7 protein-coding genes and 1 pseudogene are annotated in these 12,298 nt (G+C 63.5%); all 8 read right to left on the bottom strand.

Annotation, left to right across the window (positions count from 1 at the left end):
• Positions 1 to 160: 160 nt before the first annotated feature.
• The 8 genes and pseudogenes from GDR53_RS10085 to GDR53_RS10050 all read right to left on the bottom strand — a co-directional run bounded on the left by GDR53_RS10085 (position 161) and on the right by GDR53_RS10050 (position 12,188).
• Entirely contained in the window at positions 161 to 2,242 is a 2,082-nt protein-coding gene (locus GDR53_RS10085; RefSeq protein ID WP_193334391.1) for a methyl-accepting chemotaxis protein, read from the bottom strand.
• 247 nt (positions 2,243 to 2,489) lie between these two features.
• On the bottom strand, positions 2,490 to 4,550 hold the full coding sequence (locus tag GDR53_RS10080) for a methyl-accepting chemotaxis protein (RefSeq protein ID WP_193334390.1): 2,061 nt from the start codon (positions 4,548 to 4,550) through the stop codon (positions 2,490 to 2,492).
• A gap of 155 nt (positions 4,551 to 4,705) precedes the next feature.
• On the bottom strand, positions 4,706 to 7,234 hold the full coding sequence (locus GDR53_RS19765; protein WP_232846589.1) for a methyl-accepting chemotaxis protein: 2,529 nt from the start codon (positions 7,232 to 7,234) through the stop codon (positions 4,706 to 4,708).
• A gap of 262 nt (positions 7,235 to 7,496) precedes the next feature.
• Positions 7,497 to 7,886: a response regulator gene (locus GDR53_RS10070; protein WP_056233086.1), complete on the bottom strand. Its 390-nt coding sequence runs from the start codon at positions 7,884 to 7,886 to the stop codon at positions 7,497 to 7,499.
• Positions 7,887 to 8,003: 117 nt separating this feature from the next.
• A complete protein-coding gene (locus GDR53_RS10065; protein ID WP_193334389.1) occupies positions 8,004 to 9,053 on the bottom strand; it encodes a protein-glutamate methylesterase/protein-glutamine glutaminase in 1,050 nt (349 codons plus the stop codon).
• The gene (locus GDR53_RS10060) at positions 9,050 to 9,895 is read right to left on the bottom strand and encodes a CheR family methyltransferase (protein ID WP_193334388.1); all 846 of its coding nucleotides are present in this window, start codon (positions 9,893 to 9,895) and stop codon (positions 9,050 to 9,052) included. Before GDR53_RS10060 ends, GDR53_RS10065 begins: the two co-directional genes overlap by 4 nt.
• Before the next feature lie 201 nt (positions 9,896 to 10,096).
• Positions 10,097 to 11,443, bottom strand: a pseudogene (locus GDR53_RS10055) (methyl-accepting chemotaxis protein); the annotation flags it as partial.
• 154 nt (positions 11,444 to 11,597) lie between these two features.
• Positions 11,598 to 12,188 carry a chemotaxis protein CheD gene (locus tag GDR53_RS10050; RefSeq protein ID WP_193334387.1) on the bottom strand — a complete coding sequence of 197 codons (591 nt, stop codon included), beginning with the start codon at positions 12,186 to 12,188 and terminating at the stop codon, positions 11,598 to 11,600.
• Positions 12,189 to 12,298: the final 110 nt, after the last annotated feature.

The raw sequence follows: 12,298 nt of genomic DNA, 5'->3' as shown, positions 1-12,298 counted from the left end.
ACAAAATCCTGGTGGCGATCGTCAGGCCTCGCATCCAGTCACTCATGCCGTCATCAGAACAATTGTGGCGTCTGCCTTAATGTTCGGTAAATCCACTACTGACCGGGCAAAAAATAAGGGCGCCCGCAGGCGCCCTTTGCTTGTCGATGGTCGCTGGCGACTAGAATTCGGACCAGTCCGGCGCCAGTGCGGCATTGCCACGGCTGAGATAGGCGCGGGCCGCCGACGACCCCTTGTCCGCCGACCCTTGCGAAACGGCCGGCGCAGCCCGCACAGGGCGTGGCGCCGCAACGGCGGCCCTCTCGTCGAGAGTGAAGACTTCAACCACCCGGTCGAGCTCGCTGGCCTGTGCCTCGGTCTGCTCGATCGCCGCATTGGTCTGTTCCACCAATGCCGCATTGTGCTGGGTCATCTCGTCCATGGTGCGCACCGCCACCGATACCTCGTCGATCGCCGAGGCCTGGTCGCGGCTGGCCTTGGCGATCGCCTGCATCAGCACCGCATTTTCATTGACCGCCGCCAGCATGGCCGCCAGCTGGTCGGCCGCATTGGACACCAGCTTGGAGCCGCCCGAAACCTCGCTGGCACTCTGCTCGATCAGCGCCTTGACGTCGGCCGACGCGCTCGCCGCCGATTGGGCCAGCCGCCGCACTTCCACCGCCACCACGGCAAAACCCTTGCCGGCATCGCCGGCCCGCGCCGCTTCCACCGAGGCATTGAGGGCCAAAAGGTTGGTCTGGAAGGCAATGTCGTCAATCATGCCGATGATATTGGAAATCTTGGCCGAGCTTGAGGTGATGCGCGCCATGGCCGCATTGGCCTCGCTCATGGTGACGCCGCTCTGGGTGGCACTGCCGGACACGGTCTGCGCCTTGCCATTGGCATCCTCGGCCATGCGCGCATTCTCGGCCACCGTGCTGGCCAGCTGTTCCATGGCCGCCGAGGTTTCCTCGATGGTGGCAGCCTGCTTGGTGGTCCGCTCGGACAGATCGTTCATGCCCGACAGGATCTCGCCGGTCGCCTGCTTCAGCGAGCCGGAGATCTTCTTGGCATTGCCCACCACCTCGGTCAGCTTTTCGCTCACGGCATTGGTATCGCTCTGCAGCTGGGCAAAGGCGCCGTGATATTGGCCGCGCATGCGCTGCGTCAGATCGGTATTGGCCAGCGCACCCAGCACCGCGCCGGTCTCGCCGATGCCGCGATCCACCGTCTCCACCAGATTGTTGACGCTGGTCGCCAGGGCATTGAGCTCGGGGTCGGGAAACTGGGCATGCACCCGCTTGGAAAAGTCACCGGCAATGGCGGCGTCCACCACCTCGCCAAACGCCGCCTGCAGCGTCACCATCATGTCGGTGCGCTCGGCAGTGCGGCGCAAAGCTGCCGCGCGTTCTTCCTCGGTCATGTCGGCCATCTTGAGGCCATTCTGACGGAACACCTCGACGGCACGCGCCATCTCGCCGGCTTCATTGCCGCGGCCGATATAGGGCACCTCAGCGCTGTAGTCGCCATCGGCCACGCGACGCATGGTTTCGGCCAGGCGCGGTACCGGCGCCATCATCAGGCGCGACAGCCAGTAGCCCAGCCCGCCCAGTACCAGCAGCGTCGCCGCGCCCACGATCAGCAGCAGCGTCAGCGTCTGGTAGATCACCGCCTGGATATCGGCCTTGTCGATACCGACAAACACGATGCCCACCGGCGTGCCCGCCTGATCAAGGATGGGCTGGTAGGCGGTGTAATAGGGACGGCCGACGATCGTTGCCTCGCCGAAATAGGTCTTGCCCTCCATGATCGCCGCATAGACGGCGCCGGTCTTGCCCAGGGGCGTGCCCAGGATGCGGGCGCCATCGGCGCCCTCAATCGTGGTCGTCATCCGCATGAAGTCCTGTTCGGTCTCATCCCAGCCGAAGATGGTGGCGGCCTCGCCGGTGACCCGGGCGATGGAATCGACCAGACCATTGTCCAGAAACTGCCGTGGCATGGCCCAGGTGCGGATGGCCGTGATGTCGCCGGCCTCGTTCCATTCCACCTCGGCGCCGGGCAGGCTGCCTTCAACAATGGTGGCGGCAGTCTTGAGGTTGGCAACCTGCTGCCGCATCGCATTCTCAGTCGTCGCTGCGCTCAGATTGATATAGATAGCCGCCGTAACCACGCCCACAGAAACGATGATCGCCGAGATCACCAGCGCCGCAATCATCGTGGTTAACTTGATATTGCCAATGAATTGACCGAGCCGTCTGATCATGTTTTTGCCCCAAAACCGGAATGCATTGCTGTCAACCGCAACACTTAAATTGCGATCAAAGGTATCAGTGCCGGCTTACCTGAGTGTTTAACGGGCTTTTCGGCAGACTTTCGCTCGCGTTTCTGGACGTAAACCACTCAGGTCAAGGGATTATTTTTTTGGCAATCGCTAGACAAAGACAATCCCGCGGCGCCTCTGGCGTCGCGGGATGGCGGGCAGGTCGGATCGTTTCAGGCGTTTGTGACGGCTAGAATTCGTTCCAGTCGCGATCAATGGCAGCATTGCCATGGCTGAGATAGGCCCGGGGTGCGGGGGCGCGGCGCCCCTCCGCCGGCACGTCTCGGGCCGGCACGGCTGCGTGGCGCTGGCCCGCATGACCCACGGCGAAGATGTCGACAATGCCGTCCAGCGCGCTGGCCTGGGCTTCGGTCTGCTCGATCGCTGCATTGATCTCTTCAACCAACGCCGCATTGTGCTGGGTCATTTCATCCATGGTCCGCACGGCGGTCGAGACCTCGTCGATCGAGCCCGCCTGCTGCCGGCTTTCGCGGGCAATATCGATCATCAGCGCGCTCGATGACCGCGAGGCGCCCAGCACGGCTTCGAGCTTGCCGGCCGCATCGACTACGAGCCTCGAGCCGCCCGCCACCTCGGTCGCACTCTGCTCGATCAGCACCTTGACCTCGGCCGAGGCGCTGGCCGCCGATTGCGCCAGCCGGCGCACTTCCACCGCCACCACGGCAAAGCCCTTGCCCGCGTCACCCGCCCGCGCCGCTTCAACCGAGGCGTTCAGCGCCAGGAGATTTGTCTGGAAGGCAATGTCGTCGATAAGCCCGATAATGTTGGAGATCTTGGCCGAACTCTGGGTGATCCGCTCCATCGCCTCGGTGGCCTGATGCATCACCTGGCCACCATCCTCGGCCGCCTGGGTCACCGTACCGGCCACCGTGCTGGCCTCGCCTGCCAGTTCGGCATTCTTGATCACCGTCCGCGCCAGCTGTTCCATCGCCGCCGAGGTTTCCTCGATTGTGGCCGCCTGTCGCGTGGTCCGTTCGGAAAGGTCATTGGCGCCGCTCAGGATCTCGCCGGTCGCCGTCTTGAGCGTGCCCGATGTCTCGCGCAACTGCCCGACCACCTCAGACAGCTTGTCGGCCACCGCATTGACGTCGCTCTTGAGCGTGGCAAAGGCGCCGTCATAGTCGCCGCCCATGCGCTGCGTCAGATCGGTATTGGCCAGGGCACCCAGCACCGCGCCGATGCCGGTGACACCGCGATTGAAGGTGGCCACCAGCGAATTGATGCTGGCCGCCAGCCCGTTCAGTTCCGGATCAGGGAATTCCACCGCCACCTGCTTGCTGAAATCGCCGGCCACGGCGGCATCGACCACCGCGCCGAAAGCCGATTGCAGCTGCGTCATCATTTCCTGGCGCGCCTGCTGGTCGGCAATGATGCGCGCTGCCTCGGCCTCGGTCATCTCGCTGATGCGCAAGCCGCTGGCGCGGAACACTTCCACCGCCCGCGCCATGGCGCCCAGCTCGTTGCCGCGGTTGACATAGGGCACTTCGGTGGCGAAATCGCCGGCGGCAATGGCTTCCATGGCCGTGGCGATGCGCGGAATCGGGCGCATCAGCAGGCGCGTGACCACCAGGCTGATGGCGCCGAGCACACCGATCAGCACCAACCCCATCACCACCATGCCGGGCACAGCCTCATTGGCGCTGGCTTCCGCCGCCGCCACATCGCTGCCCACGAAATAGGCGCCGATAAGGTCGTTCTTGAGGGTAGCAATCGGCTGAAAGGCGCCAAACAACTGCGCCCCGTTCATCGTCACCGTACCGAAATAGGGCTGGTTGGCCGTGAGCGCCGCATGTTCGGGCGAGGCCGGGTCGAGGACGAAATCAATGATGCGCGCGCCATCGGCACCGACAAAGCTGGTCGACTTGGCCACAAACTGCTGGCTGTCCTTGTCGAGGCCGAAAATGACGGCCGCGCCCTTGGTTATATGGGTCACCGCGTCAACCGCGCCGTTGTCGTGAAAGAACGGGATAGAATAGGTCTGGAACGCTGCGACCGATCCATCTTCGGCCCAGGTCACTGCCGAGCCGGACAGCCGCTTTTCGAGGATCGTGCCGGCCACCTGCAGATTGGACACCTGCTGGGTGATGCTCTGCTCGACCGATTGCTGGCGCAGGTTGATATAACCGCTGACCGAAAACGCCACGATGGTGACCACGATGCTGGTCAATACCAGCCCGGCGATCGCCGTTGTCAGCTTGATATTGCCAAAAAATCCCGAAATGGCTTTCATGAAATGACCTGCTCCCCTCAGCACGAAAATATGCGCCGCCTTGTATGGTAGATACCATGATGGTTCTTAACGTCTGGTTGCGTTGAAGAATCTGAATGATCCAAAAACAACGGGGCCCATTGAGCCCCGCTGCATGATCAGCAATCAGTAACGAGCTAGAACTCGTTCCAGTCCCGCTCGACCGCCGTATTGCCATGGCTCAGATAGGATTTGGCCACCGATTTGAGCTTGTTCTGCAGACCCCGTGCACCCTCGCCAAAGCCCTTGGCAGCGGCGGGCACCGGCTGGCCGGGAGTGGCCTGGCGCGTCCGGACCGCGCTGTCATCGATGGCAAAGATATCCACGATGCGATCGAGTTCGCTGGCCTGCGCCTCGGTCTGCTCGATGGCCGCATTGATCTCTTCGACCAGTGCCGCATTGTGCTGGGTCATCTCGTCCATGGTCCGCACGGCGGTGTTGACCTCGTCGATCGAGGAAGCCTGCTCGCGGCTTTCCTTGGCAATGCCGCTCATCAGCGCATTGGAGGTGCGCGCCTCCCCCAGCATCGAGGCAAGCTTGGCGGCGGCATCGGCCACCAGCCGTGAGCCGCCCTTGACCTCGGTGGCGCTCTGCTCGATCAGCGCCTTGACGTCCGCCGAGGCGCTGGCGGCCGATTGCGCCAGCCGGCGCACTTCCACCGCCACCACGGCAAAACCCTTGCCGGCGTCGCCCGCCCGGGCGGCTTCCACCGAGGCGTTCAGCGCCAGCAGGTTGGTCTGGAAGGCAATATCGTCGATCAGCCCGATAATGTTGGAGATCTTGGCCGAGCTCTGGGTGATGCGCTCCATGGCATCGGTGGCCTGGCCCATCACCTGCCCACCCTCCTCGGCCGTACGCGTCACATTGGCGGCCACCGCCGCGGCATCATTGGCCCGCTGCGCATTCTGCAGCACTGTCGCCGCCAGCTGTTCCATCGTCGCCGAGGTCTCTTCGATGGTCGCCGCCTGCTTGGTGGTGCGTTCGGACAGGTCATTGGCGCCGCTCAGGATTTCCCCGGTCGCGGTCTTGAGCGTGCGCGAGGTGTCCTTGAGCTGGCCGACCACGTCGCCGAGCTTGTCGGCCACCGCATTGGTATCGGTCTTGAGCTTGGCAAAGGCCCCCTCGTAGTCGCCCTCCATGCGCTTCGTCAGGTCGGTATCGGCCAACGCCGCCAGCACCACCCCGATATCGGTGACGCCGCGATTGAAGGTACTCACCAGATTGTTGACCGAGCGCGCCAGCGTGTTGAGTTCGTCATCGGGGAACTCGGCCTCCACCTGCCGGCTGAAATCGCCGGCAATCGCCGCATCAACCACGGCGCCGAAGGCGCGCTGCAGATCCGCCATCATGGCGGCGCGGTCGGCCTGACTGCGGATAATCTGGGCCGCTTCCGCCTCGGTCATCTGCGCCATCTTGAGCCCGTTTTCGCGGAACACTTCCACGGCGCCGGCCATGGCGCCGATCTCGTCCTGACGCGCCGTACCCGCAACGGTCACGTCGAGATCGCCCTCGGCCAGGGCTTCCATGGTCTCTGTCAACCGGCTGAGCGGCCGGCTGACCGAGCGGGCGAAGAAATAGCCCGCCAAAGCGGCCAGGGCCAGCAGCCCGCCGCCCACCAGCACGATCATCGTGCCCATATGGGTGACCGCGGCATAGACTTCTTCTTCCGGTTGCACCGCTACCACGGCCCAGGAGACGTCGCCCACGCTCACCGCCTGCGCCCGCACCACCATGGGCGCAGCACGATAGTCGGTGCTGGTGCCTTCGGCGGATTCGCCGGCCAGGGCCCGCGCAACCACATCGGAGCTGAGGCTCGCCTGCAGCACGTCCGGTGTGTCGGTCCGCGGCGACTCGGTGCGCAACAGGCCATCGCCGCCCACCAGCACCACTTCGCCGCTCAACCCGAGACCCGACAGCGCCGCGACCCGGGCGCTGATCACATCGGTGGGGATGGCCAGCACCATGACGCCGGTGACCTCTGCCTTTTCGAACACCGGCATGGCCATGAAGCTCGCCGCCACACCGGTCGGTGCATAGTTGGAATAGTCGATAAAGGCCGCTTCACCCTCGGGGAGGTCCTTGGCTGAAGCAAAGATCTGGCCCAGGCCCGAACCGGCCATGGCAGTATCGGCGACCACGTTGGTGGCGAAATCGGTATTCTTGGCGACTGAATAGACCACGTCGCCCGCCATGCTGATCAGCAGCACGTCGGCATAGGCGCGTTCCTGCATCAGCGTGCGGAAGCCGGGATGGTAGCGCTTGTGCGGCGCATCATAGCTTGCCGCCATGATATTGCTGTCGACGGCGGCGCGGTCTTCCGGGTTGGGACTTTCGGTGACATATGCGGTCTGCAGCTGCAGGGCCGCGCGTTCCTTGAGGCCCATGCGCAACTCGTCGAGCGCGCGCGTCAGGTTCTTCATCGCCGTCACGGTATCGGAGCGCTGCACGAACAGGCGCAGATCGACTTCGGCACTCGCGTAATAGTCACTGACCAGCGCCACTGCCGTCTGCAGCGATGCCTGCATGGATTGTTCGCGCTGCTGCTGCACCGTCCCCAGCCCGATCCAGTAACTGGCCAGGCCGACGCCCGCCCCTACCAGCAGGGCGGACCCCACCAGCGCCAGCGGCAATTTCTGGGCAATCTTCAGGCGCGGAAACAATCTCATGGATTTCAAACTCCTCAACGATGATCGCGCCTGTTGCAAATGGAGTCCTGTACGGCTCCGGCGTCGATCGTCACGCTCAACGTGATCCAAATCATGCAAACGATACATCTGTGGGGATTAAGAGCTTGTTACGCCCACAGCGGGTCCGCGCCGATTCGGAGACACGGCCCGGACGCAGCGCTACAGCACAAACAAAGGCGCCCCCTGACCGGGGTCAGGGGGCGCAAAATGGCATGCGGTCGAATGATGGCCGGCCGAGCGATCAGCTCAGCGCGCCGATGACCGCCTCGATACGCTTTTTCATGGTGGAGGCGTCGAACGGCTTGATGATGTAATTGTTCACGCCAAAGGAAATGGCTTCCTTGACCTGTTCCTTGTCGGAACGGCCGGTCGCCATGATGAACGGCATGGCCTGGGTACGCGGATGCTTGCGGATCACCTTGAGCAAGGTCAGCCCGTCAATGTCTTCCATGTTCCAGTCGGAAATGATCAGGTCGACATTGGACTTTTCCAGCTTGCCCAGGGCGTCGCGGCCACTCTTGGCCTCGATGATATCCTTGAAGCCGAGCTGGGTGAGGATGTACTTGCAGATACCGCGCATGGACTGCTGATCATCGACGATGAGAACACTGACTGCGCTGGCTTTAGGCATGTTAGAATTCACCTTCCTGGTGCCCGGGACATGAAAGCCCCGGTATTTGTGCAAACACTAGGCAAGAAGCGTTACAAATCTCTCAATCCGCACCGCGACATTGCGCCAAGCAGCCAATCAGGCTGCAGACTTGAGCCGCACCAGCGCGTTAGCCAGGCGGCTGGCGATCTCTTCGACCGGCGCCTGCTCGACAACGGCGCCTTCTTCGAAGGCAACGCGCGGCATGCCATAGACCAGGGCCGAGGATTTGCTCTGCCCCACCGTATAGGCGCCGGCATCGCGCATCATCTTGAGGCCACGCGCGCCGTCGCGCCCCATGCCGGTCAGGATCGCGCCCACCGCCATATTGCCCACCGTCTTGGCCACCGATTCAAACAGGATGTCGACGCTGGGACGATGGCCCGAGGTCAACTCGTCCTGGGTCAGCCGGCACTTGAGCTGTCCTGAGGATTTTTCCACCCGCAGGTGATAGTCGCCCTTGGCCACATAGGCATGGCCGGGCAGCAGCAGCATGCGGTCTTCCGCTTCCACCACCTTGAGCGAACAGACTTCATCGAGCCGCGCCGCAAACCGGCTGGTAAAGCCGGGTGGCATGTGCTGGGCGATGACGATGGGCGGACAGTCGCCCGGCATCTGCGCCAGCACGGCGCGGATGGCCTCGACGCCACCGGTCGATGCGCCAATGGCAATCAGTGCGCCATGCGGCGCGGCAGCCGTCTTGAGGGCAACCCGCGGGGCCTCGGCCCGCGTATTGGAGCGCCCGCGCACATCGGACTTGGCCGCAGCGCGGATCTTGTCACGCAGGCCCACGCCGAAGGCCTCGATGCCGCCGGCAAATTCGGCGCTGGGCTTGGCCACGAAATCGACGGCACCCAGTTCGAGCGCCAGCAAGGTTTCGCTGGCACCCTTTTTGGTCAGCGTCGACACCATGATGACCGGCGTCGGCCGCAGCCGCATCAGTTTTTCGAGAAACTGCAGCCCGTTCATATTGGGCATTTCGATATCGAGCGTCACCACATCGGGGTTGAGCTGCTTGATCTTCTCGCGCGCATCGATCGGATCGGTGGCGGTTCCCACCACCTCGATATCGCCGTCGCGCGTCAGTGTGCGGGTCAGGACTTCACGGATCAGCGCCGAATCGTCGACCACGAGGACCTTGATACTCATGCTGCCTCCTGCTTGTTCTGTTTGGCCTTGGCCTGGTAAATGGTCTTGCCGACGAGCCGCAGCCCGTCGCCGCCCGAGCCGACATTTTCCGAATGGCCGATATAGAGAAAGCCTTCAGGCGCGATCAGCTTGGTAAAGCGGCCGAACACTTCGCCCTGTGTCTGCTTGTCGAAATAGATCGCCACATTGCGGCAGAACACGGCATCGAAGGGCCCCTTCATCGGCCAGGCGCCGATCAGGTTGAGCGGCTTGAACGAGACGAGGCTGCGCACCACCTCGGGCACCCTTATGGTGCCGTCGCCAGGCTGGGTGAACGGCGCGGCGCGTTCGCGCGACAGCCCGCTCAGCTCATTTTCCGGATAGACGCCACGGGCCGCCTTTTCGATGACCGCCGTATCGATATCGGTGGCCAGGATCTTGAAGTCCCAGCGCTTGAGTTCGGGAAAGGCGCCCAGCAGGTCCATGCCGATCGTATAGGGTTCCTGGCCCGTCGAGCACCCCGCCGACCAGATGCGCAGCCGGCTGCCGCGTGGCTTGCTCGCGAGCAGGCCCTCGACATATTTGCGCAGGTGATCGAAGTGATGGTCCTCGCGATAGAACCGGGTCAGATTGGTGGTCAGCGCGTTGACGAATTCCTGGCCATCCTGGCCGGTGCCGCCGCGCTCGAGAAAATCGATATAGGCATCAAAGCTTGGCAGGCCGAGCGCGCGCACGATCTTGGACAGGCGCGAGACCACCAGCGTCCGTTTGGCATCACTCAGCGAGATTCCTGCGACCTGATAAACGCGACCTTTGATCCGCGCAAATTCACGTTCGCTAAGGGAGATTTCCCCCTGTTCCATGCCAGCTACCCCAATTGCCCCGACCACCGGCAAGGCAGTCGTTTAAGCGTTAGCCCGTCGCGTCGGCCGATGGGCGACTGTGGCGGGCTCATCCGATATGCCCAGCCGCCCGGTCAGTCGGCTCAGCGCCGCCTCACCCTGGCTCAGGGTCGCGCTGATATTGTCAGTCTCATTACTTAGATTGCGTAAATGCGCCGCCAGATCTGTAATGATTTTTGCCAAACCCTTGACTGCATTGATTTCATTCTCGGTCTGCGCCCGCCCGCGACTGACGACGGCGCGGATTTCCTTGGCAGATCTGTTGATCAATTGCGCCAGCTGCCGCACCTCGTCGGCGACCACGGCAAAGCCGGCCCCCTTTTCGCCGGCCCGCGCCGCTTCCACCGCCGCATTGAGCGCCAGCAGATTGGTGCGGAACGACACCGCCTCGATGGCCTGCACCAGCTTGTCGATCTCCCCGGTCATGCCGTCGAATTCGCCCACCATGACCTGCGTGCGCTGCACGGCCTGTTCGGCCGCCCCCGCCAGATTCTGCGCATTGTTGCGGATGGTCCGCGTCGTGCCCAGCTGTCCGGCACCCGTGCCAAGCGCCAGCCTTGCATCCTCGGCATCGCTCAGATTGCTGGTTGCCAATGCCGTCAGCCGGGCCAGCCGTGCCTCGAAATGGGCGACCAGCGGCCCGATCTGGCCCAACCGCGCCTCTAGCCGGTCCCGGCTGTCGCGCGTCTCGTCCAGTTCTTCGCCCAGCGCGCGCACAAAATCATCGAACTGGCGTGCCACCGCGCCCAGCGGCCCCTCCAGCGCATCGGGCAAATCGCCCCCGCCCGCCGCCACCGCGCCAAGCTGGCGCAGGCTGCCATCCAGCCGTGCCAACCCGCGATTGAGCGCCGCCAGCGCCGGATTGGCCAGAGCCGCCCTGGTGTCGAAGCGAAAGCCGGTCTGCCCGCCGGCCAGGGCGCCGGCAAAGGCATCGAGTTCGTCATCCTGCAGATAGCTGCCCGCCGGCACCAGCTCGATCAGCAGGTATTGCCCCGGCACGGCCTGGCGTCGCAGGGTGAACCGCGCGCCGCCAACCACGGCCAGGCGCTGTTCAGTCTGGACTGCCGCCCCCCGATGGCCCGGACCGAGCACAGACTCAAGCGTTGCGCCCGCCGCGGCCGCTGGGGTAAGGCGCGTCATGCCGGCACTGGCGACCAGAATCCGGCCGTTTTCGTCGATCAGGAGTGCAGGATGGTCAAGCGCCGACAAGGCCCCTGCGAGCTGCTGCATCCGGGCCCGGCGCTGCTCCAGCTGCGTCAGGATGGCCGCCAGCACGGGTTTGGGATCGCCCAATTCTGCCGCGTCGGCCAGCGCCAGCCTGTCGCGAGCGGTTTGCCGGTCCAGCTGCAGCCCCGCCAGCAGCGTGCCGAAAAGCGCGATGAGACCAACACCGATCTGCAGGGCGAGCTGTGGCAGGCCCGGCGCGACCCAGGCGCTCAGGCCCGATGCCAGCGCGCCGGCCACCAGCCAGCACGCGGCCGCGATCGCCGCTAGACTCAGGCCAGGCATAGGATGTCTGAAGCGAAAATGGGGGCAAGCGGTGACGACATGCCCAACCATAGGCGGCCAATGGTTAACCAAACCTATCCGGCCCTGCACGCTGGTAACACTTTGCTAAGCAAGGTTGCCAAAATGCAAAGGCCGGCCTGGTTGCCGCCCGGCGCTAGAACAATTCGATATCGTCCACCGGCGCGGGAATGACCACCCGGCGCGTGGCCAGGGCGATTTCCTCGCGCGCCACATTGGCACCCGAATCGCTGTCCAGCCGCTTGACGAAGGCGCGTCCGGAATGCGGCTTGAACAGCACCCGTCGCGCATAATTTCCGCCCAGATCCTTGCTGGCCGCCGTATAACCTTCAGCTGCAAGAAATTCGTGCACGAACTCGATGTTCTTGGCCCCGACATCGTCAAGCGCCGCATTGATCTTGCCGCCGCCGAATACTTTGATTTCGAGGTTCGACTTGCGGCCACTGCCCTGGGCGAGCACCTTGTTGATCAATTGCTCCATGGCAAAGGCGCCATAGCGCGCCGAGGCGCCGTAGCGATCCTTGGCCGCGCCCGACTGCACGGCGAGCAGGAAGTGGTTCATACCCCCGACATTGGCCACGACATCGCGCACACAGGCCGAGATGCAGGAACCAAGCACGGTCGAAAAGGTCAGATCCACCGCATTGGAGACATGACAGTCACCCTGGTGGACAGTAGTAACCACGCCGCGATCGAATTCGGGCGGGAGTGCATTGGCCAGTGCCATTTATCGAGCTCATACCTCGGTGACGCTTATGTTCCGATGGTATCGTTAAACTCGTTAGCCAATCGCTAACCACGTCAATCAAGGACGACACAAAGCAACGATTTGCAACA

Origin of the sequence: Devosia beringensis, assembly GCF_014926585.1 — a bacterium.
Lineage (GTDB): Bacteria > Pseudomonadota > Alphaproteobacteria > Rhizobiales > Devosiaceae > Devosia > Devosia beringensis.
Note: the sequence above shows the minus strand (reverse complement) of the source record. Positions and strands in the feature narration are given on the sequence as shown.